Below are 21,356 nucleotides of genomic sequence, written 5' to 3'. Positions count from 1 at the left end.
CGTCGGCTCAGATGTCGTTGGCCAGCGCCCCGCCGGCTGCGCCGATGGCAGCGCCGGTGACGCATTTGCCGTCGTCGACGATTTCGCCGACGGCACAGCCGATGACGGCGCCGACTGCGGCGCGCTCAAAATCGCTGCCTCCGTTGCAAGCGGACAAAAGGGTGACCAGGGCCAATGCCGGGAGGGCGAAGGTGCGGTACATGGACTATCTCCGGATAGGTTGGTGCAGGGGCGTAACGCCCGAACGCACCGTTTGGTTGCTTGTTTTCTGGATGTTATCCAATGACCACCGATGTCCACGGTGCCCTGCATGACAACGTTGGACCGCAACCGGATATCCGGCTCGCCCAAAGGCTGCATATGAACGTTGGTGCATGCAGATCCTGCCCCGTGGTGCGCCTGTGGCCGCTGGCCCCGCCCCGCCTTGACCCCGCGCGCCACTGCCTCCGGGCCCGCGTGAACAAAGGGACCGGACGGCACGCAGACCAACGGGTCGACGCACCGCCCGGCAGGGGAAGGGGTACGGTTCCACTTACGACCCGCCCCGGACCTCCGGGTACAAAGAGCCGGACCGCGTCGCACCTTGACCGTGCCCGTCTTTCCCCCGCCCGCAAAGGGCAGGTTGCGACGCGCGCGGCCATCGGCGGCGGTTGGCTCAAACCCGGGGGCGGTGGGCAGGATCATGCCGAATCCTCATCCCAGTCGTCGGCGTCGACCTCCGCGTCTTCGCCTGCGGCAAAGACCTCCGGGAAGCTGATCCGGGCCGCCGTTTCGTCGACCCGCAAGAGCGCGTCATAGCTGGTCGGATCAAACGGATCTTCGGCGGCCAGGACTTCGCGCCCGAACAGCCAGGACAAACGGCCCGCATCCAGGTTCCCACGCTCGAACGGCTCGTCGCCGAAATGGTCCCAAAGCGCCTTCAGGAACCCTGCATCGGCCTGCTTGTCGGGCGTGCGCCGGTCGCGATACCGCTCGCGCCGGGTGATGGGCGTGGCGCCCTTCGGATTGGCGCGGCGGACGGTGAATTGAAAATCTGTGCTGGGCAATCTGCCCGGAAAGCCGCGATGCTTCAGCATGGGCCCCTCCCCATGCTGGTCGTGTCAGATGTCAGGCCGGGCCCGTACACAGCCCGGAGTGTTGGGGCGAGGATCTCTCCCCGCCCCGAACCATTAGTGGTATTTGCCGGTCGGCTGCTCGATGACCACGGGCGCGGGTTCGACGATAACGATCTCTTCCGGCTCGGGGTTCCCGAGGAAGCAACCGCCCAGAGCCGACAAAGCGGCAAGGGCGACAACGGCCTTGAGTACGTGCGACATTCAAGTCTCCTGACGTTGACGGGCGGCGCGAGAGTTTTATCCCCCACGCCGCCCGCAGTTTGGATCGCCATGCGGCGACCTGTCGAAAGCTTAACGCGCAAAAATTCATCGCGATACGCCTGCCCCGAAAATGCCCCAGTTGCCCCAAGGGCTTGTGTCGCGGCGGCATCAAAGCCACCGCCAAACAGGGATTGTTTCGCGACCCGGCGCGTGGCGGGATCAGTATTTGGTGCTGACCGGATCCACTGTGACCGTGGGCACATAGACCACGTCCTCGTCCGAGCTGCCGCAGGCGGCCAGGGTTGCAGCGACGCCGACGACGGCGATGAATTTGATGGTCGTGCGCATGATAGTCTCCTTGCGTTGCGGACGGGGTGCCCTGCCAAAGGCACGGCGGGTCCGGGTATCCAACGCACAAGACGGGGCATCTGGTTCCGTGGGGTCTGTCGGCGGCACGGACAGGGCATCAGTAGTCCACCGCCGCGCAACGTCCGTCGGCAACACGGTATACGGCGAAATAGCGCGTCGCCTCGGGATCGGTCGCGCCCCGTGGCACGGCACGATCCATCAAGGTGATCACGATCTCGTCCGACCGCGCATAGGCCAATCCGGCCACCGGCAGGCCGTGGGTTTCGCACAGCCAGTTCATGTCGGTCTGTGCCGTCTCGAAATCGACCGAGCCGCCGTCCCGCGCAACCTCAGGCGCGATGAACCGCAGGATCGCCTGCGTCCCCTGCCCGTCGATCCGTTCCCACAACACCTGCCACAGAACGACCGCCTGCCCCGAAGGCACGCCCTGCGCCAGCGCGGGGCCGCACAGCCCGGCCAGGGCCAGCCCCAGCGCAAGCCGCCTCATGCCGCGCCCCGATGCGCAGCCGAGCGGACCCAGGCGGCGCGGTGCCCGGGATCTTCCAACAGCGCCTGAATGCGCGCGGGCAAATCGGATGGCCGCCTCCCGTCCACCCGTCCGCCCGCGCGCAAACGGCAGGTGGCCCCCGCACGCACCACCTCTACCGCAGGGGAAAACCCCCGCAGATCCTGCAACATCCGCCACATGTCCTGCCGCACCGCATGGGCCAGACGCCGCCGCCCCAGATCCGGCAAAACCGTTTCCGCCGCCACATCCCAGCGCAGCGGCAAGCGCCGCGTCAGGGAAAACCTGTCCCCATCGCGCCGGACGAACCAGCCCCGGCCGTCTGAGGTCCAATCATGCATCATCGAAACACACCCGCGATGACAAAAGAGAACGAGACAAACAGAGCGATACTACCGAACACCAAACCAGCGACGGCACGGGTCTCGCTTCCTTCGATCTCGCGTATGTACTGCTTGAGCGTAAGGGCCTTGTCGTCCGCGGCTGTGGGATAAAATCCCAAGACAAACGACGAGAAGCGCGTGACAACGCCCTTCGGATTCAACCTGTCTCTCTCCAACCAACGCGTGATCGGGTCACGGATCGGGTCATCTTCCAAAACGCCGATCCGATCTTCCAGATGCACACTTAGAAGCCGTCGCTTAACGCCCCGAACTCGGGCCCCGAACAATCCCCCACATGCGGTGCCGTAGCCGGCCATGATAACCGCGATCACCCCTGCGAGTTCCGCCCGCCAACCATGCGACGACAGCTCGAACCGAAGTAGAGCCAGCGCAGTTGCAGCAACGACTGCACAGCCCGCAGTCAGCGCGCGCGTCATGGCCAATTCCGCGTCAAAGTAGGCGATATGTCGATCAATCTCCAAGGCTTGACCTACAACGGAATCGTATCGTGCTTGCGCCAGGGCCGCTCCTGCCGCTTGTGGCGCAGCGAGGCGAAGGCGCGGGCGACGCGTTTGCGGGTGGAATGGGGCTGGATGACCTCGTCGATAAAGCCCTTCTCGGCGGCCACGAAGGGGTTCGCGAAACGGTCTTCGTAATCCTTGGTGCGGTCGGCGATTTTCGCGGCATCGGCCAGCTCGGACCGATACAGGATCTCCACCGCGCCCTTGGCCCCCATCACCGCGATCTCTGCGGTGGGCCAGGCGTAGTTGAAATCACCCTTCAGATGCTTGGATGCCATCACGTCATAGGCCCCGCCATAGGCCTTGCGGGTGATGACCGTGACCTTGGGCACCGTCGCCTCGCCGTAGGCGAACAACAGCTTGGCACCGTGCTTGATGACGCCGCCGTATTCCTGGCTGGTGCCGGGCAGAAAGCCAGGGACATCCACCAGGGTCAGGATCGGGATCTCATAGGCATCGCAGAACCGGACGAACTTGGCCGCCTTGCGGCTGCTGTCGATGTCCAGGCATCCTGCCAGAACCATGGGCTGATTGGCGACGACACCCACGGTGCGCCCCTCCAACCGGATAAAGCCCGTCAGGATGTTCTTGGCATAGTCCGCCTGCAACTCGAAGAAATCGCCTTCGTCCGCCAGCTTCCCGATCAACTCCTTCATGTCGTAGGGCGCATTGGCGTTGTCGGGGATCAGTGTGTCCAGGCTGCTCTCGATGCGGGCGGGATCGTCGAAGAACGGTCGGACCGGCGGCTTTTCACGGTTGGACAGAGGCAGGAAGTCGACCAGGCGGCGCACTTCGGCCAGGGCCTCCACGTCGTTCTCAAAGGCCCCGTCAGCCACGCCCGATTTCTTGGTGTGCGTGACGGCCCCGCCCAGCTCCTCGGCGGTGACGACCTCGTTGGTGACGGTCTTGACCACGTCGGGGCCGGTGACGAACATATAACTGGAATCCTTCACCATGAAGATGAAGTCGGTCATCGCGGGGCTATAGACGGCCCCCCCCGCGCAGGGCCCCATGATCACGCTGATCTGCGGGATCACGCCCGAGGCGTCGATGTTGCGCTGGAACACTTCGCCATAGGCCGCCAGCGACGCCACGCCTTCCTGAATCCGCGCCCCGCCCGAGTCGTTGAGCCCGATGACAGGCGCCCCATTCTGCAGCGCCATGTCCTGGATCTTGCAGATCTTCTGCCCGTGCGTCTCGGACACGGACCCGCCCATGACGGTGAAATCCTGACTGAAGACATAGACCAGACGCCCGTTGATGGTGCCCCAACCGGTCACGACCCCGTCGCCCGCAGGCCGATGCGCCTCCATGCCGAAATCGGTCGCACGGTGAGCGACGAACATGTCGAACTCCTCGAAGCTGTCGTCGTCGAGCAGCAGTTCGATCCGTTCCCGCGCGGTCAGCTTGCCCTTGGCATGCTGGGCGGCGACACGCTTCTCGCCTCCACCTTCGCGTGCCTGGGCACGGCGATCTTCCAGTTCGGCGAGAATGTCGGTCATGGCGTCCTCCGGTATGTCCCCCCCCTGATCTAGGCGATGCTGCGGCGCCGCGATAGTGTTCTTTGGCATATTTGCAAAGACCTGAATATAATGAATAGATTAATTGCAAATCAGCAAACCCTTGGCAGAGACCCCGGATCGCACAGTCATCTGTGCGGGAAAGAAAATGGACAGACTGGACGGCAGCGGATACCGCCCCACCATGGCCCTCATGACAGACACTTCCGCCGCGCCACGCCGCAGCCCCCCTCACATCCTGACACTCGTGGCCCTGGTCAGCCTGTCAACGATGTCCATGAACATCTTTCTGCCGTCCCTGCCGTCGATGGCGACCTGGTTTCAGACCGACTACGCCGTCGTCGCCCGCGCGGTCGTGCTTTTCCTGGCGGTCAACGCGCTGCTGCAGCTGGTGGTCGGCCCGATGTCGGATCGGTACGGCAGGCGCCCCGTTATCCTGGGCGGCCTGTCCGTGTTTCTGGTCGCGACGCTGGGGTGCATCTATGCGCCCAACGTTGAGGTTTTCCTGGCGTTCCGCATGGTGCAGGCCAGCGTCGTCGTCGCCATGGTGCTCAGCCGCGCGGTCGTGCGCGACCTGTTCTCACAGGACAAGGCGGCCTCGATGCTGGGCTATGTCACGATGGGCATGTCCGTTGTGCCCATGGTCGCGCCCGCCGTGGGCGGCTGGCTGGATGGTGCCTATGGCTGGCAGTCGAACTTCTGGGCGATGTTCATCGGCGGCGTCTTCATCCTGATCCTTACCTACATCGACCTGGGTGAGACGGCACCGACCTCGGCCAATGCGTCTTTCCGGGCGCAGGTCAAACAATACCCGGAGCTTCTGACCTCGCGCCGGTTCTGGGGCTATTGCCTGGCCTCTGCCTTTGCTTCGGGTACGTTCTTTGCCTACCTCGGCGGTGCCCCCTACGTCGGGTCCGAAGTCTACGGCATGACCCCCGAGGTTCTGGGCATCTTCTTTGGTGCGCCCGCGCTGGGCTATTTTGCCGGCAACGGGCTGTCTGGTCGGTTCTCCCAACGCGTGGGGATCGACATAATGATCCTGATCGGGGCGCTGGGTCAGGCGATGGGTCTGAGCCTGCTGCTGGTGCTGGCGCTGGCCGGGTTCGACTCGCACTGGGTCTTCTTCGGCCTCGTGACCTTTGTGGGCCTGGGCAATGGATTGGTGATCCCGAACGCGACGGCGGGCATGCTGTCTGTCCGGTCGCACCTGGCGGGCACGGCCTCGGGCCTGGGTGGGGCGATGATGATCGGCGGAGGCGCCGCCCTGGCCGAGTTGGCCGGCCACCTTCTGCATTGGTTCAGCGGTGCGCTGCCGCTGATCCTGCTGATGGTGGCATCCGGCCTCTGCTCGGTCGTGGCGATCGTGCTGACGATCCGGCGCAATCGCCAGCTGGCCGTGGCAGGGTGACGGCCACTCGCTAACCTGCTAATCCCCTTTGCAAAGGGGGCACCATGGCGGGTCAGAAACTTTATGCCGGTGGAAAACTGCGCGAAGTCCGCACGCGGATCGGCCTGACCCAGACCGAGTTCGCGGCCCGTCTGGGCGTGTCGCTGCCCTATCTGAACCAGATGGAAAACAACAACCGTCCGGTCAGCACCACGGTCGTTCTGGCCCTCGCGCGGGAATTCGGCTTTGACGTGACCGAACTGGGCGGCGGGGACGAGGCGCGGCTCGTGTCCGACATGCGCGAGGCGCTGGCCGACCCGGTGTTCGGGGACGCGGTGCCACTGGCGGATCTGCGGCTGGCGGCGGGCAATGCGCCGGCGCTGGCCCGCGCCTTTCTGGACCTGCACCGCGCCTACCGGGACGGCCACGAACGGCTCGCCTCGCTGGATGCGGCCCTTGGATCATCTGGCATGTCTGCACCGTCTCCATGGGAAGAAGTCCGGGATTTCTTTCACTATTGCGATAATTACATCGATGCGGTCGACCGCGCGGCGGAAACCTTTGCAGGTCGCCTCGACGACCTCGAAAGCGGTCTCGCCCGGTTCTGGAGAGAGAAGCGCATCGCCGTTGTCACCGAAGACAGCGACCGCCTGCGCCGTTTCGACAGCCGCGCGGGCGTGCTGACACTTTCCAGCCGGGCGGACCCCGCAACCTTGCGGTTCCAGCAGCTGCACCAGGTTGCCCTGATCTCGCGCGGAGAGTTGCTCGATGCGACGCTGGATCTGGCGCGCTTTACCTCGCCCGACGCACGGCGGATCGCGCGCACGGGTCTGGCCAATTACTTTGCCGGTGCCGCGTTGATGCCCTACGCGGCCTTTCGCGGTGCCGCCGACGCCTGCCGTCATGATCTGGAAACGCTGGCGCGGCAGTTCGGCGCCTCGCTGGAACAGGTCGGGCACCGGCTGTCCACGCTGCAACGATCCGGGGCCAAGGGGGTGCCGTTCTTTTTCGTGCGCGTCGATCCCGCAGGCCAGATCACCAAGCGCCATTCCGCCACCCGGCTGCAGTTCGCCCGTTTCGGCGGGGCCTGTCCGCTGTGGAACGTACACGCCGCCTTCGAGACGCCGGGCCGGTTCCTGCGGCAGGTGGCCGAAACCCCGGACGGCGTGCGCTATTTCTGCCTGGCGCGGGACGTGTCGCGGACCGGCGGGGCCTGGGGCGCGCCCGTGCGCCGCCACGCCATCGCGCTGGGCTGCGAAGTGCGCCACGCCGAACGTCTGGTCTATGCCGACGGTCTCGACCTGAACAGCGGCGTCGTCCCCATTGGCGTGTCCTGCCGGATCTGCGAACGGGTGAATTGCCACCAACGCGCGGTGCCGCCCCTGGAACGGCCGCTGCGGATTGACCCACATGACCGGGGCGTTCTGCCCTATGACCTCTGAAAGGATCGCACCATGGACCTGACCGGAACCCGCACCATTGCCGCCCCCCGTGACGTCGTCTGGGCGCATCTGAACGACGCCGACACCCTGCGCGCCTGCATCCCCGGCTGCGAAGAACTGACCGGCTCTCCGGAGGAGGGATTTCAGGCGGTGGTCAAGCAAAAGGTCGGCCCGGTGAAGGCCACCTTCAAGGGCGGCGTCACCCTGTCGGAGGTGGTCCCGCCCGCAAGCTATCGCATCGCGGGCGAAGGCAAGGGCGGCGTCGCGGGCTTTGCCAAGGGGGCGGCGGACGTGTGCCTGACCGAGGTGCCCGAGGGAACGGAGCTGACGTACGAGGTCGCGGCCAAGGTCGGCGGCAAGATCGCACAGCTGGGCAATCGCTTGATCGACAGTTTCGCGGCCAAGATGGCCGATGAGTTCTTTGAGCGATTTCAGGCGCGGGTCGAAGGGACGGACGCAGACTAGCCGCCCGCGCGCCGCCACCCCGCCGCCCGCGCCTCCGCTTCGGAACAGAACCAGCGTTCGCCCCGCTGCAGGTTGATGCGGGTGCGGTCGTAGGCAAAGCTGCCGGGCATGTGGTAAAGGCGGCCATTGGCCGAAATGTTGCCCTTGATGGGACAGCCTGCGGGGGCCGTGGCAGTGGGCCCAGTCGTCACGCGCCGCCGTTGTTCGGCCCGCCACACGGCCGGATCGACCATGTCATAGGCCCAAAGCCCGCGCTCGAACAGGATCGCGGCCTTTTCTTCCTCGGCATAGCGGGGATCGTCGCGGTAGCGTCTTGCCAGGCCGCGCGACACCAAGTCCGCGCCCAGGTCCACGCCCCCGATGGTGCAGGTCGCCAGACGGCGCCCATAGCGGTCCCTTTCGGAGCTGTCGCAGCGGGCCATCGCCCCGGCATACAGCCGCCGCACCGCCTCGGTCGCCATGGCCCCGCAGGGCAGAATCTCGCGGGTCTTTTCACGGCACGTCTGCGCGCCCTCGGCGGCGTCGATCCCCAGCAAGCGGATGTTGGTATCTGCCCCGATATCGATCGTATCCGCATCCACGACGCGGATCGGCCCCGAGAGGATCTCCGCCTGGGCCGCCCCCATCGAGAGCAGAAACAAAAGTGAACAAAGTTTGAACATTTCTGCCAGATGCCCGGCCCAAACCGGGAATTCCAGCGAAATCCTGACAGTTCGTTAACAGGTCAGTGCTTCGTGGCCATTGGGTTGGGCGTGACGGCCCGGCGCAGCCGCGCCTCGCGCCAGGCGATGAAGCTGACGGCGGAAATGATGATCGCGGCCCCCAGGATCACAAAGGCATCCGGCGGCTCGTCGAACAGCGCCCAACCCAGCAGCACCGCCCAGACCATCTGCAGGAACGTCACCGGCTGTGTCACCGACACCGGAGCCGCCGCAAAGGCCCGCGTCATTGCATAGTGGCCCGCCGTGGCGAAAAGCGCGACCAGGAACAGCCACCCCAGCTCCGCCAAGCTGGGCGTGACCCAGACGGCGATGGCAAAGGGGGCCAGCCCGATGGTCACCATGACCGACAGCATCCCGACAACCATCGATGCCGAATGCCGCCCGGCCAATGGTTTTGCCAGCAGATAGGATGCCCCAAAGCCCATGGCGGTGAACAGCATTGCCAGATGCCCTGTCTCGACCTCTCGAAAACCGGGGCGCAGGATGACCAGCACGCCGACCAACGCCGCCACGACCGCCAGGATGCGGCGCAGGGCCAGCTTTTCGCCCAGAAACAGCGCCGCGCCCAGGGTCACATAGACCGGGTTGAGATAGTTCATCGCCGTGACCTCGGCCAAGGGGATCTGGGTCATCGCAAAGAACCACAGGATCACCGAAAGCGCATGGACCAACCCGCGCAGGCCAAACAGCCCCAGATCCCGCGCCGACATCGGTGCCGCCAGCAGGGTCCGGGCCACCGGGATCAGGAACACAAGCCCCAGAAGATACCGCAGAAAGGCGGACACCGCCGCCGGCAGGTCCTGCGCCCCATGTTTCACCACCGCCGTCACCGCGATAAAGCACAGGCCCGTGGCGATCATCCACAAGATGGCTTGCAAGGGGCGAGAGGGGGCGGTCATGCGCCAGCCATGCGCCTTTGCACCGGACCTCGCAAGGGGGTCAGGCGAAAAGCAGGTTTGCGGCGATGGCCCACATCACAAGCGCCACAAAGCTGTCCAGGACCCGCCAGGCCCGGGGGCGCGCGAACAGGGGCCGCAGCAGGGCCGCGCCATAGGCGAGGCTTGCGAAAAACACCCAGGCCGCAGCGATACATCCCATCCCGAACAGCAACGGTGCCGGATATTGCGTCGAGATGGAGCCCAGCAGGATCACCGTATCCAGATAGACATGCGGGTTCAGCCAGGTGATCGCCAACGCCGCCGCCACTGTCTGCCAATGCCCCGCCCCCGTGCCAGCGGCCTGCAACACCCCCCCACCCCGCCAGGCCGACAGGGCCGCGCGCGCGCCATAGACGATCAGGAACGCCGCCCCGCCATAGCGAAAGGCGGGGACGACCCAGGGGGCTGCCTCGACCAGGGCCCCCAGACCCAGGACGCCGCCCGTGACCAGCAGGGTCTCGGACAGGGCGCAGGTCAAGAAGACGGAGGTCACATGCTCCCCCCGCAGCCCCTGGCGCAGAACAAAGGCGTTCTGAGCGCCAATGGCGAGGATGAGCGAGAGGCCGAGGCCGAAGCCGGAGATAAGGGAATACATGTCGGCCCTATGGACCTGCGGCGCGCCGCAACGCAACTTAGGATGAATAACCCAAGATAAGCATAACTAATGATTCCCGCACCGCTCCTCTCCACGCTGATCGCCGTCATCGAAACCGGCAGCTTTGATCTGGCCGCCGCCCGCCTGGGGGTGACGCCCCCCGCCATAAGCCAACGCATGCGCGCATTGGCCGAAACCGCGGGCGGGGCCGTGTTTGCGCGTTTGCAACCGGCGGAACCGACCGCCCTCGGGCGCCGTCTCCTGCGCCACGCCCGCGACGTCGCCACGCTGGAGGCAGAGCTGGCCGGCGACCTGGGCCAGGACGCGGGCCCGCGCCCCGTCTCCATCGCGCTGAACGCCGACAGCCTGGAGGTCTGGGCCGTCCCTGCCCTGGCCGCCTGCCCCGATTTCCGGTTCGACGTCCGCGTCATCGACCAGGATCACAGTGCGGGTCTGTTGCGGCGCGGCGAAGTCAGCGCCGCGCTCACCGCCGAGGCGGCGGCCTTGCCCGGCTGCGACGTGACGTCTCTGGGCGCGCTGCGCTACCGCGCCACCTGCACGCCTGCGCTGTTCGCGCGCCATTTCGCGGACGGCGTCACGGCCCGCGCGCTCAGCCGCGCGCCGACCCTGCGGTTCACGGCCCTCGACGGACTGCAGATGCGCTGGATGGCGCGACAGACGGGTCAGGCGGTGGACCCTCCGGCCCACCTGATCCCGGCACCCGGGCCTTTCGTTCAAGCCACCCGCGAGGGGCTGGGATGGGGCCTCAACCCCGATTCACTGGTGCAAGAAGACATCGCAGCAGGTCGCCTGGTGGAATTGGTCCCGGGCACGCACCTGGATACACCGCTTTTCTGGCAGGTGAACCGCACGATGGCTCCGGCCCTGGCCGCGGTGACCCGTGCCCTGCGCCAGGCCGCCCGCCACACCCTCGTGCGTCCCGCCTAGCGCCCTGCAATGGCCCGCGCGCGACCAACCAGCACAAGCCCCATGGGCACCACGAACAGAAAGGTCAGCAGGCCCAGCCCCCGTTCATAGAGACCATCCCAACCGTCCGGCAGGAAAAAGAACCACGGCGCGGCCCCCACCCAAAGCACGGCCGAAACCCGGAACAGCAGGGCCAGCCGCCGCGACACCCGCGCAGCCCCCGGTGCCATCAGCCAGGGGACCACGGCAAACAGCAAGCCCAGCGCGTAGACAAGATAGCGATGGATCACGACGCCGCCTTCGTGGCTGTCGCCATATTCGTTGCGCGCCCCCACGAGAAAGACGATCAGCCCCAGCAGGATAAGCCCGCCGATCCCCAGGCTCCAGCGCCGTCCCCCCAGATGCGCATGCGACGCGCCCACCGCACAGGCGATCAATCCGGCGGCGAAGGCGTAGATCCCGCTATCCGCGATCAGCTCATAGCGCCCGGCACCCAAGTCGCTGATGGTGTCGGCGATCCAGTCGTGATCGGGCACGACGATGTCGCCGATCACCACGGCCACCACGAAGACGACACACCCGAGTATCGCCACCCATCCCAGCGCGCGCAGCAGTCGGGGCACCTCGGGCAGGGCGGTGTCGGCGGTCGGTTCCAGTGGCATGGCAGCTCTCCTCCGGGGGAAAACCGCCAGACCCGCAAAGGGTTCCGTGTCTGCCCCGCGCCGGGGGCTGCCAAGGGGCACCGCGGTCCCCGACCGGGGGCCGCAAGGCAAAAGCAGCCGCCCGCAGGGCGACCGCCAGGTCACGCCCGGTCAGTCGAGCTGCGCCATGACCTCGTCGCTGGCTTCGAAATTGGCGGTGACGGACTGGACGTCGTCGTCGTCTTCCAGCGCGTCCAGCAACTTCATCAGCGACTGCATGCCATCCAGGTCCAGCTCCGTCGTGGTGGTGGGCCGCCAGACCAGCTTGGTGCTCTCGCTCTCGCCCAGCTGCTCTTCGAGGGCTGTCGAGACGGCGTTCAGATCCGTGTCGGCGCACCAGACCACGTGGCTGTCCTCGTCGCTTTCGACGTCCTCGGCACCGGCCTCGATCGCGGCCATCAGCACGTCGTCTGCGGACCCCACGGCGGCCGGATAGATCACCTGGCCTTTGCGGTCGAACATGAAGCCGACGGACCCCGTCTCGCCCAGGTTGCCACCGTTCTTGGAAAAGGTGGACCGGACAGACGACGCGGTGCGGTTGCGGTTGTCGGTCATCGCCTCGACGATGACGGCCACGCCACCGGGGCCATAGCCCTCATAGCGGATCTCGTCGTAGTTCTCGGCATCCCCGCCCGAGGCCTTGGCGATGGCGCGGCTGATGACGTCTTTGGGCACCGACTGCTGCTTGGCCTCTTTGACGGCCAGACGCAGGCGCGGGTTCTTGTCGGGATCAGGGTCGCCCATCTTGGCGGCAACGGTGATTTCCTTCGACAGCTTGGAAAAGAGCTTGGCCCGGATCTTGTCCTGCCGCCCCTTGCGATGCTGAATGTTCGCCCATTTGCTATGTCCCGCCATGGGTCCCGTCCTCGCCGAATGTCAATTTCCGGGGGGTATAGCCCCGCGACAGGGCGGGACGCAATTGGGTTGCGGCGGCAAGACCGCCGGACCGGGTCTCGAGCGCGCGTGCGGCCCATCACTGCGTTGATCCGCGACGGGCCCGGCAGGATGACCTGGGTCCGGTCGAACGGATCGCATACCGTCACGCACGGCCTGTCGTCCGTAGGGGTCATCACCGGCGCAGCGACCTGCTGCCATCGTCCAGGTCCGGCGCGGGACCGTCGCGCCGGTTGCCTGCAACTGGGCCAGACCTGCGTTGGTCACCTTGTGCGACGGCAAGGCATGAGGCCAATCGTCCAACCTGCCGCGCCAGGCGGGCGCGGCAGGGGCGCGTCGCCGTGAGCAATCGCGTCATGTCGTCCTTGATCCGATGTCTCTGGGCGGTTCAAGACCTGACCCCGGCGACAGGCCCGCCACGCGCGCCCGGTGACGTTCTGCCCGCGCCGCATTCAAACGGTTCTTTGCGCGCCGCCCCGCGCGGCCTAGGTATCCATGAAACCTTGCAAGGGCACCCCCATGACCACCGACCAGATCATCCTCTTTTCCCTGTTCGGCGGGGTTTTCGCGATGCTGCTTTGGGGGCGGTTCCGGTATGACATCGTGGCGTTCTCGGCGCTCCTGCTCGGGGTCATCCTGGGCGTCGTGCCCAAAGAGGACGCGTTCAGCGGCTTTGGCCATCCCGCGACGTTGGTGGTGGCGCTGGTCCTTGTGGTCTCGGCCGGGTTGGTCCGCTCGGGCGCGGTCTTGCTTATTACCCGGACGCTGGTGGATTCCAGCCGCCGGATCGGGGCGCATATCGCCATCATGGGATCCGTGGGCGCGGTGCTTTCGGCCTTCATGAACAATGTCGCGGCACTGGCCCTGTTGATGCCCGTCGACATCGCCACGGCGCGCAAGGCGGGCCGGGTGCCGGGTGCCACGCTCATGCCGCTCAGCTATGCGACGATCCTGGGCGGCATGATCACCCTGATCGGCACGCCGCCCAACATCATCGTGGCCGGCATCCGGCAGGATCAGCTGGGCGAGGCCTTCGGGATGTTCGACTTTGCCCCCGTCGGCGCGGTGACCGCCGCCATCGGCCTGCTGTTCGTGGCCTTGATCGGCTGGCGGCTGATCCCGGGCGTGCGCGGTCAGACCGACACCAGCGGGGGTGACGCCGAAACCGCGCGTTACGTGGCCGAGCTGACCGTGCCCGAAGGCAGCAAGCACATCGGGCAGCCGCTTCGCACGCTCAGCGATCAGGCCGATGAGGTCGATGCGCAGATCATGGGCCTGGTCCGCGATGGGCGCAGGATGTTCGGATCGTCGCGCGACGTGACGCTCAAGGCCGGCGATGCCATCGTGCTGGAGGCCCTGCCCGAGGCGCTGGACGAATTCCGCGCGGGCGAGACCCTGGAATTTGCCGACGACCGCCGCATGACCCTGCTGGAGGCGACGGATCAGGGCCTGGACCTGATCGAGGTCGTGGTCCCCGTCACGTCCCGCATCAACGGCCGCTCCGCGCAGGAAATCGGGCTGGCCTGGCGGCAACGCACCGTTCTGATGGGCATTTCCCGCAAGGGGGAGCGGATCACCGACAAGCTGCGCCGCACCAAGGTGCGCGCGGGCGACATCCTGCTGCTGCTTGCCCCCAAGGACAGCGCCGAGGATGTGGTCAACTGGCTTGGCGCGCTGCCGCTGGCCGACCGGGGCCTGGCGGTGATCGAGAACCGCAAGATCTGGCCCGCGGTCGGCGTCTTTGCGCTGGCCGTCCTGGCCGCCAGTTTCGGCCTGATCGACCTGACTGTCGCGCTCGGCGTCGTGGTCGTGGCCTATGTGCTGACCCGGATCGTGCCCTTGCAGGAACTGTATGATCACATCGAATGGCCGGTGGTGGTCTTGCTGGGATCCATGATCCCCCTGGGCGCGGCGCTCCAGACATCGGGCGGGACGGAATTGATCGCGGGGTGGCTGACGACGCTCACCGACGGGCAACCGGCCTGGGTCGCGCTGCTGGTCCTGATGGTGGTGACGATGACCCTGTCGGACGTTCTCAACAATACGGCGACGGCGATCGTGGCGGCACCGGTGGGCATCCAGATGGCAAAGACCCTGGAGGTGAACCCCGACCCGTTCCTGATGGCGGTCGCGGTCGCCGCCTCCTGCGCGTTCCTGACGCCCATCGGGCACAAGAACAACACGCTGATCCTCGGCCCCGGCGGCTATCGGTTCGGCGACTACTGGCGCATGGGCCTGCCGTTGGAGATCCTGGTGGTCGCCGTCTCGGTCCCCGCCATCCTGGTGTTCTGGCCGCTTTGACGCGGAGCAGGTGCCGCCCCCGGAGCCAGCAGCGGGCCGGGGGCCAGCCCCCGGACCCCCGGAGTATTTTTGCCGAGAAGAAGACACAGGTCCGCGTGCCGGGTGTCAGCGCCGCTCCGGCTGACACGGCAATAGTCAGGATCCGCAGCCGTCGCGCCCGGACATGACCCAATTGGGCCCGAAACGGGCCTCTGACCCGTTCATCGCAGGTCGCGTCAATTGCCGGATTGCGGACCGGGGTGCAGGGCCGCACGCATCGCCAACGCAATCGCAAAGCCTCCGATGAATTCTTGGCGCGGCGGCCTTCGTCCTCTTCCGGATCGGCACGGCGAGAATCTGCGTTTAAGGCAAAGACAATCCTGGAGGCGGTGGCGTGGCCCCTGCCCACCCTGACCGACTGGTCAGAGGCGATGCGCCTGCGGCAAGCAATTTTCGAGGAGGTGAACGCCTGTGTAGGCTGTCTGCTGCGCCATAGCACCGGTCCGCCCCTCTGACCGAATGGATCGCCTTCGGCGCGCGCCAGCTTCTTTCCGGCCCTGCGGGCCGGGGGCCTCCGGCGGGGATATTTCCAAAGCAGAGAAGACCCGACGCCCGCCCCCTTGCCCCGGACGCGCCAGCGGCGCATGTAGCGCCCATGGCCCGATTGCGCTTCACCATTCTCGGCTGCGGCTCTTCCGGCGGGGTTCCGCGCCTCGGGGGACAATGGGGCGATTGCGACCCGACGAACCCCAGGAACCGCCGCCGCCGCTGCTCTCTGCTGGTCGAACGGATCGGCGAGGCGGGGATCACCCGTGTCTTGATCGACACCTCGCCCGACATGCGCGAGCAGTTGCTGGACGCGGGCGTGGGCAACCTGGACGCCGTGGTCTGGACCCATGCTCATGCGGACCACACCCATGGCATCGACGACCTGCGCATGATCGTGTTCAACCAGCGTCGGATGCTGGACATCTGGGCAGACGCACCGACCTTCGAGGGGCTGACCGACCGGTTCGGCTACATATTCGAGACGCCCCCCGGATCGTCCTATCCGCCGATCCTGACGCGGCACCCTCTGGAGGGGGCGGTGGATATCCCCGGTGCCGGCGGGCCGGTGAGGGTGCTGCCGATCCCGGTCGAACACGGGGATATCAGCGCGCTTGGCCTACGCATCGGAGACCTGGCCTATATGCCCGACGTCAACGACATCCCGGACGCGTCGCTGCCGCTTCTGGCCGGTCTGGACACCTGGGTTCTGGACAGCCTGCGCCGGGCGTCGCACCCGTCGCATCTGTCGCTGTCGGAATCGCTGGACTGGATCGCCCGCCTGGCACCGCGCCGAGGCGTGTTGACCAACATGCACGTTGATCTGGACTGGGCGACCGTTGACGGCGAGACCCCCGATCACATCACGCCGGCCTGGGACGGCATGGTGATCGAGATGGACGCCTAGCCCGATGCTGGACGTCCTGGCTGTCACCGTCCCCGTCTTTCTGATCATCGGCGCGGGCTACCTGGCGGTCTGGCGCGGGCTGTTCACCCAGGGCCAGGTCGACGGGCTGATGGTCTTCACACAGCGGTTCGCCATCCCGTGCCTGTTGTTCCTGGCCGTGTCGACGCTGGACCTCAAGGCGGGTTTCGACTGGCGACTGCTGACGGCCTATTATTCCGGCTCTATGGTGTGTTTCCTGGCAGGTATCCTTGGCACCCTCTACTGGCTCCGGCGCGGAGCAGAGGACGCCGTCGCCGTGGGCTTTACCGCAATGTTCGCCAATACCGTGCTCTTGGGGTTGCCCATCGCCGAGCGCGCCTTCGGCACAGCCTCTCTGGAACCGAACTACGCCATCATCGCGCTGCACGCCGCCTTTTGCTACCTGACCGGCACCGCGACGATGGAAGCCGTGCGCGCAGGGGGGACGGGCCTGCTGGGCGGGGCGGCCAAGGTCGCCCGATCGCTGTCGCGCAATTCGTTGATGCTGGGGGTCGCGGCAGGTTTGGCCGTGAACCTCAGTGGCCTGCCGCTGCCCGCCCCCGTGAACGAGGCGGTCACCCTGATCGCCCGCGCCGCCCTGCCCGCGGCGCTGTTCGGCCTGGGCGGGGTCATGGTGCAATACAAACCCGAAGGCGACGCGCGGGGCATCGCGCTGTGTTGTGGCATCGCGCTGTTGCTGCATCCGGCCTGGACCTGGGGCATGGGCCGCCTTCTGGACCTGAACGAAAGTCAGTTCCGGGCTGCTGTCCTGACCGCGGCGATGGCACCGGGCGTCAATGCCTACCTCTTTGCGGCACTGCACGGGCGGGCGGTGCGGATCAGCGCCTCGTCGGTTCTGATCGGAACGGCGGCTTCGGTGCTGACCGTCTCGGGCTGGCTGCTGCTGCTCAAATGACCGACCGTCCCCGCAAATCGGCCCAGGAGGCCCGACTCGATCACCTGCTGGAAGAGGAGTTTGCGTGCGATCCCGAGTTTCTGCCCCGGATCCTTGCCCACCTTGGGTTGCCGACAGGCGGACCGGTGCAGGAGGTCGTGGCGCAACCTTCGATGAAGGGCAACGGGTTCGGTGATCTTCTGGTGCGCTATCCCTGCGGCGAAGCGGTCCATGCCCTTCTGATCGAAAACAAGATCTCCGCCGCCGGCGGCACTCGGCAAGATGAACGCTATCGTCTCTGGGCCGATCAGGGCGAGGCGGAGGGCGACTGGGACGAGGCCCGCACCGTGCTCTGCGCCCCCGCCGCTTACGGCGGACAGGCCGAGGGCTTCGATCATACTCTCACGCTGGAAGATATGCGCGACCTGTTGGACCCGAGCGATCCGCAACGCCTCTCCTATCGCCAGGCTTTCTTGGATCGGGCGATCGACAAACAGGCCAGCAGCGGCGTCAAGGTGCCGGACCCGGCCACGCGCGCTCTGCGGCAAGCGGTTTCAAATGCGGTGCAGGCGGCTTTTGCCGATGCCCCCCTTCGCCTCTCTTTGCCACGCCTGAACGCCGCCCACTACGATGGCGACAATTGGTTCATAGTCATTCTGCCCGACTATCCGGGCTACGAGCTGCACTGGCGGTTCTGGACGTCCGCCAGGGCGCGGTGCGGCGCGGTTCTGCTGATCGCACCGCCGGGCAGCGGCCCGTTTGCGCCCTGCGCCGGCGCGGAGCCCGTGACCTATGGCAAGTTGGAGCGGCCCGCGCTGACGATATCGGTGCCCGAGATGCACCAGCGGCCCGGCTTCGACCCGACGACCGCTTCAGCGGCGACTGCCGCTATGCGCCGCCTGCTGTCCCGCCTGCCGCCCGCATGCTAGCCTTCGACGTCGCTCTGGCCCGAGGACCAAAGCGGCATCTTGCCCGACAGCTCCTTGTCCAGCTCCCAGGTCACGAACAAGGGGACTTCGTCGACCACGCCCGCAGGTTCCAGTAGCCAGTCAGGCCGCGCCACGGGACGCACGGATCGGTGCAGACCGTTGCAGAACGGCTGACGGATCAGCCAGCGGCGCATGTCCTCGCGCTTGCGGGTGGAATGGAACGGGCCCCAGTCGGCGGCCACGCCGCGCATGCCACGGGCCACGACGCCGTCGCGGGGCACCGTGTGGTTCAGGATCCGCACCGCGCAGGCCATGTTCAGCGCCCCATCCTTCAGCGCATCGCCCGTCCGCGCCTGACAGCCGTAGCCACGCGCCGTTGCCGGCAGGATCTGAACCAGACCGTACCACAGCCCGCCGCCGCCCACTGCCGTCGGGCGATAGGTGCTTTCGTGCTTCGACAAGGTCGACAGCAGCCCAGCCCAGAACGCCTTGCGCCCCCACTCGTCGGCTTCGACATAGGCCGGGCACCATTGTTCGATGTCGCGGGGCACCGTCTCGGTCAGGCGGTCGCCGTGACTGTCGAGCGCGCGCATCGCCGCGCGGGTCCAACGGGCCGACCCGCTGATGTGGTCCCAACGCAGGTCCGGCATCTCTTCGGCCACGACGCGCGGGCGCGGGGTCGGCCGGGCGGACACGGCGGGGGACAGGGCCGATGCCTCGGGCAAGGGCGCGGCCAGGCGCGGGGCCGACAGGCCCGGCGTCAGGGTCATGCTGCTGGTCGTGGTGGTCAGATCGGCGCGGGGCACCGGGCGCACATCTGCGGCAACAGGGCCGGCCGCGGCAAAAAGAGCCAGCACAACAAGAGATCGCACCAGCACCACACAACGATTCGTCTTCATCCAGCCCCCCAAGGCACCTTCCAGAACAGGTGAAGGCCAGCCACAGCTAGTGGTCGAACCGGGTTCGGCCACCATGGATGCCATCACGACGCCCCCCCGCACGTGGCAGACGGCGGGGGAACTCTGGCGCTCCATAGCAGCAGTTTGCGATTTCGGCAAAAGTTCCTGTCCGGGGGCCCGTCTGCCCCCCTGCCCCGGCTTGCCCCGCGCGCGGGCCGGGCGTAAACCCGCCCCCAACATTCGCCCGGAGGCCGCCCCATGCTCGACGACACGCTCCCCACCCCGAAACCCCGCGTCATCGCCGGAGAGCGGGACGATTGGGAACTGGTCATCGGCATGGAGGTGCACGCGCAGGTCGCCTCCAATGCGAAACTCTTTTCCGGGGCCTCCACCACCTTCGGGGCGGAGCCGAACAGCAACGTGGCCTTCGTGGACGCGGGCATGCCCGGCATGTTGCCCGTCATCAATGAATTCTGCGTTGAACAGGCCGTGCGCACCGGACTGGGCCTGAAGGCGGAGATTCACCTGACGTCGGCCTTTGACCGCAAGAATTACTTCTATCCCGATCTGCCGCAGGGCTATCAGATCAGCCAGCTTTACCACCCCATCGTGGGCGAAGGCGAAGTGCTGGTGGAAATGGGCGACGGCACCGCGCGCACCGTGCGGATCGAGCGGATTCACCTGGAACAGGACGCGGGCAAATCGATCCACGACATGGACCCCACCATGTCCTTCGTCGATCTGAACCGCACCGGCGTGGCCTTGATGGAAATCGTCAGCCGCCCCGACATCCGCGGCCCCGAAGAGGCGGCGGCCTATGTCGTCAAGCTGCGCCAGATCCTGCGCTATCTGGGCACCTGCGACGGCAACATGCAGAACGGCAACCTGCGCGCGGACGTCAACGTCTCGGTCTGCCGTCCGGGCCAGTACGAAAAATATCAGGCGACCCAGGATTTCTCGCATCTGGGCACCCGCTGCGAGATCAAGAACATGAACTCCATGCGCTTCATCCAGGCCGCCATCGACGTCGAGGCCAAGCGCCAGATCGCCATCATCGAGGCGGGCGGCGAAGTTACCCAGGAAACCCGCCTGTATGACCCCGACCGCAACGAAACCCGGTCCATGCGGTCCAAGGAAGAGGCGCACGATTACCGCTATTTCCCAGATCCCGATCTGCTGCCGCTGGAAATCGAACAGGGCTGGGTCGACGATATCGCCGCCTCGCTGCCTGAACTGCCCGACGCCAAGAAATCCCGGTTCATCAAGGATTTCGGCCTGTCGGACTATGACGCCAGCGTGCTGACCGCCGACACCGCCTCGGCGGCCTATTTCGAGCAGGTGGCCGAGGTATCGGGCAACGGCAAGGTCAGCGCGAACTGGGTGATCAACAACCTGTTCGGCAAGCTCAAGGAAGACGAGCGCGACATCGAGGCCAGCCCGATGACCCCCGCGCAGCTGGGCGGCATCCTCAAGCTGATCGAGGCGGGCGACATCTCTGGCAAGATCGCCAAGGACCTGTTCGAGATCGTCTATGCCGAAGGCGGCGACCCCGCGCAGATCGTCGAAGATCGCGGCATGAAGCAGGTGACCGACACCGGGGCCATCGAACGGGCCGTGGATGACATCATCGCCGCCAACCCCGCCCAGGTCGAAAAGGCGCAGGCCAACCCGAAACTGGCGGGCTGGTTCGTGGGTCAGACGATGAAGGCGATGCAGGGCAAGGGCAATCCCAAGGCCATCAACGAGATCGTGGCCGCCAAGCTGGGTCTTTGACGCAACGTCAGCTGGCGGTCGCAGGCAATTGACGCGGATTGTCGCGACCTGCGCCCTCGACCGCCCAAAATCTGCCGCCTTTCCTGCGGTATGGTCCGCGCATGTTCCACGCGCGTGCCCCTCTCCCCGATCTCTATGAATTCCAGGTCCTGCCCGCCCCCACCAAGGGCGAGCGCGTGCCCGGTCTGCGCACCGACGCCGCGCGCATGGCGAACACCCTGACCGAGATACTCAACGACATGGCATTGGACGGCTGGGATTTTGTCCGCGCCGACACCCTGCCCAACGACATGAGCGCCGACCTGTCGGGGACCGCGCCCAAGACGATGACGATGCTGGTCTTTCGCCGCCCGATCCCGGCCGCCGATGACGCGCCCCTGCCACTGACCCAGCCGGTCGGCCTCTGACCGGATCGCCCCCTGCA

General features: G+C 66.4%; 24 protein-coding genes. 10 read left to right on the top strand and 14 right to left on the bottom strand.

The window, feature by feature from the left end; all coding sequences use genetic code 11:
* Positions 1–7 precede the first annotated feature (7 nt).
* The 8 genes from K3551_RS09210 to K3551_RS09175 form a co-directional block, all read right to left on the bottom strand.
* Entirely contained in the window at positions 8–202 is a 195-nt protein-coding gene (locus tag K3551_RS09210) for a hypothetical protein (protein WP_259912714.1), read from the bottom strand.
* A gap of 478 nt (positions 203–680) precedes the next feature.
* On the bottom strand, positions 681–1,076 hold the full coding sequence (locus K3551_RS09205; RefSeq protein ID WP_259912713.1) for a hypothetical protein: 396 nt from the start codon (positions 1,074–1,076) through the stop codon (positions 681–683).
* A 93-nt stretch (positions 1,077–1,169) separates the two neighbouring features.
* Positions 1,170–1,316 carry a hypothetical protein gene (locus tag K3551_RS09200; protein WP_259912712.1) on the bottom strand — a complete coding sequence of 49 codons (147 nt, stop codon included), beginning with the start codon at positions 1,314–1,316 and terminating at the stop codon, positions 1,170–1,172.
* A gap of 219 nt (positions 1,317–1,535) precedes the next feature.
* On the bottom strand, positions 1,536–1,664 hold the full coding sequence (locus K3551_RS09195) for a hypothetical protein (protein ID WP_259912711.1): 129 nt from the start codon (positions 1,662–1,664) through the stop codon (positions 1,536–1,538).
* A 118-nt stretch (positions 1,665–1,782) separates the two neighbouring features.
* Positions 1,783–2,172 (bottom strand): DUF6497 family protein, encoded by a 390-nt coding sequence (locus tag K3551_RS09190; protein ID WP_259912710.1) that lies wholly within the window; start codon positions 2,170–2,172, stop codon positions 1,783–1,785.
* Entirely contained in the window at positions 2,169–2,534 is a 366-nt protein-coding gene (locus K3551_RS09185) for a hypothetical protein (RefSeq protein WP_259912708.1), read from the bottom strand. Before K3551_RS09185 ends, K3551_RS09190 begins: the two co-directional genes overlap by 4 nt.
* Positions 2,531–3,010 carry a hypothetical protein gene (locus tag K3551_RS09180; RefSeq protein ID WP_259912706.1) on the bottom strand — a complete coding sequence of 160 codons (480 nt, stop codon included), beginning with the start codon at positions 3,008–3,010 and terminating at the stop codon, positions 2,531–2,533. Before K3551_RS09180 ends, K3551_RS09185 begins: the two co-directional genes overlap by 4 nt.
* A 53-nt stretch (positions 3,011–3,063) precedes the next feature.
* Positions 3,064–4,596 (bottom strand): acyl-CoA carboxylase subunit beta, encoded by a 1,533-nt coding sequence (locus K3551_RS09175; RefSeq protein WP_259912704.1) that lies wholly within the window; start codon positions 4,594–4,596, stop codon positions 3,064–3,066.
* A 211-nt stretch (positions 4,597–4,807) separates the two neighbouring features.
* Between K3551_RS09175 and K3551_RS09170 the strand changes: the two genes are divergently transcribed.
* From K3551_RS09170 to K3551_RS09160, 3 genes are read left to right on the top strand one after another with little or no spacing between them, the layout of a single operon-like run.
* The gene (locus K3551_RS09170; protein ID WP_259919540.1) at positions 4,808–6,022 is read left to right on the top strand and encodes a multidrug effflux MFS transporter; all 1,215 of its coding nucleotides are present in this window, start codon (positions 4,808–4,810) and stop codon (positions 6,020–6,022) included.
* A 44-nt stretch (positions 6,023–6,066) separates the two neighbouring features.
* Positions 6,067–7,443, top strand: a complete 1,377-nt coding sequence (locus K3551_RS09165) for a short-chain fatty acyl-CoA regulator family protein (RefSeq protein ID WP_259912702.1) — start codon at positions 6,067–6,069, stop codon at positions 7,441–7,443.
* Positions 7,444–7,455: 12 nt separating this feature from the next.
* Positions 7,456–7,908: a CoxG family protein gene (locus K3551_RS09160; RefSeq protein ID WP_259912701.1), complete on the top strand. Its 453-nt coding sequence runs from the start codon at positions 7,456–7,458 to the stop codon at positions 7,906–7,908.
* Here the strand turns inward: K3551_RS09160 and K3551_RS09155 are convergent.
* The 3 genes from K3551_RS09155 to K3551_RS09145 form a co-directional block, all read right to left on the bottom strand.
* Positions 7,905–8,570 (bottom strand): thermonuclease family protein, encoded by a 666-nt coding sequence (locus K3551_RS09155; protein ID WP_259912700.1) that lies wholly within the window; start codon positions 8,568–8,570, stop codon positions 7,905–7,907. The two genes, K3551_RS09160 and K3551_RS09155, sit on opposite strands and share 4 nt — an antisense overlap.
* 62 nt (positions 8,571–8,632) lie before the next feature.
* The gene (locus K3551_RS09150) at positions 8,633–9,529 is read right to left on the bottom strand and encodes a DMT family transporter (RefSeq protein ID WP_259912699.1); all 897 of its coding nucleotides are present in this window, start codon (positions 9,527–9,529) and stop codon (positions 8,633–8,635) included.
* 40 nt (positions 9,530–9,569) lie between these two features.
* On the bottom strand, positions 9,570–10,163 hold the full coding sequence (locus tag K3551_RS09145) for a LysE/ArgO family amino acid transporter (protein WP_259912698.1): 594 nt from the start codon (positions 10,161–10,163) through the stop codon (positions 9,570–9,572).
* Between the two features lie 69 nt (positions 10,164–10,232).
* On the opposite strand from K3551_RS09145, the gene K3551_RS09140 reads away from it, so the two are divergent.
* Entirely contained in the window at positions 10,233–11,111 is an 879-nt protein-coding gene (locus K3551_RS09140; protein ID WP_259912697.1) for an ArgP/LysG family DNA-binding transcriptional regulator, read from the top strand.
* On the opposite strand, the gene K3551_RS09135 is transcribed toward K3551_RS09140, so the two are convergent.
* Positions 11,108–11,752: a DUF998 domain-containing protein gene (locus tag K3551_RS09135; RefSeq protein ID WP_259912696.1), complete on the bottom strand. Its 645-nt coding sequence runs from the start codon at positions 11,750–11,752 to the stop codon at positions 11,108–11,110. The two genes, K3551_RS09140 and K3551_RS09135, sit on opposite strands and share 4 nt — an antisense overlap.
* Before the next feature lie 150 nt (positions 11,753–11,902).
* On the bottom strand, positions 11,903–12,646 hold the full coding sequence (locus tag K3551_RS09130) for a YebC/PmpR family DNA-binding transcriptional regulator (RefSeq protein WP_259912694.1): 744 nt from the start codon (positions 12,644–12,646) through the stop codon (positions 11,903–11,905).
* 558 nt (positions 12,647–13,204) lie between these two features.
* On the opposite strand from K3551_RS09130, the gene K3551_RS09125 reads away from it, so the two are divergent.
* From K3551_RS09125 to K3551_RS09110, 4 genes are all read left to right on the top strand, one after another.
* A complete protein-coding gene (locus tag K3551_RS09125; RefSeq protein WP_259912693.1) occupies positions 13,205–14,986 on the top strand; it encodes an SLC13 family permease in 1,782 nt (593 codons plus the stop codon).
* Between the two features lie 634 nt (positions 14,987–15,620).
* Positions 15,621–16,418 (top strand): MBL fold metallo-hydrolase, encoded by a 798-nt coding sequence (locus K3551_RS09120; RefSeq protein ID WP_259919407.1) that lies wholly within the window; start codon positions 15,621–15,623, stop codon positions 16,416–16,418.
* A gap of 4 nt (positions 16,419–16,422) precedes the next feature.
* Complete coding sequence (locus K3551_RS09115) at positions 16,423–17,352, top strand: AEC family transporter (RefSeq protein ID WP_259919406.1); 930 nt, start codon at positions 16,423–16,425, stop codon at positions 17,350–17,352.
* A complete protein-coding gene (locus K3551_RS09110; RefSeq protein WP_259919405.1) occupies positions 17,349–18,260 on the top strand; it encodes a hypothetical protein in 912 nt (303 codons plus the stop codon). The genes K3551_RS09115 and K3551_RS09110 overlap by 4 nt, the downstream gene beginning before the upstream one ends.
* Here K3551_RS09110 and K3551_RS09105 read toward each other — a convergent pair.
* The gene (locus K3551_RS09105) at positions 18,257–19,159 is read right to left on the bottom strand and encodes a lytic transglycosylase domain-containing protein (RefSeq protein ID WP_259919404.1); all 903 of its coding nucleotides are present in this window, start codon (positions 19,157–19,159) and stop codon (positions 18,257–18,259) included. The genes K3551_RS09110 and K3551_RS09105 overlap by 4 nt on opposite strands.
* A 258-nt stretch (positions 19,160–19,417) precedes the next feature.
* Between K3551_RS09105 and gatB the strand changes: the two genes are divergently transcribed.
* Both gatB and K3551_RS09095 read left to right on the top strand, forming a co-directional pair.
* Positions 19,418–20,932, top strand: coding sequence for an Asp-tRNA(Asn)/Glu-tRNA(Gln) amidotransferase subunit GatB (gene gatB / locus K3551_RS09100; RefSeq protein WP_259919403.1), 1,515 nt, complete (start codon positions 19,418–19,420; stop codon positions 20,930–20,932).
* Between the two features lie 101 nt (positions 20,933–21,033).
* A complete protein-coding gene (locus K3551_RS09095; RefSeq protein ID WP_259919402.1) occupies positions 21,034–21,339 on the top strand; it encodes a hypothetical protein in 306 nt (101 codons plus the stop codon).
* Positions 21,340–21,356: the final 17 nt, after the last annotated feature.

Source organism: Jannaschia sp. M317 (assembly GCF_025141175.1).
Taxonomy (GTDB): Bacteria; Pseudomonadota; Alphaproteobacteria; order Rhodobacterales; family Rhodobacteraceae; genus Jannaschia.
The sequence above is the reverse complement of the archived record's forward strand: the minus strand, read 5'-3'. Positions and strand labels throughout refer to the sequence as shown.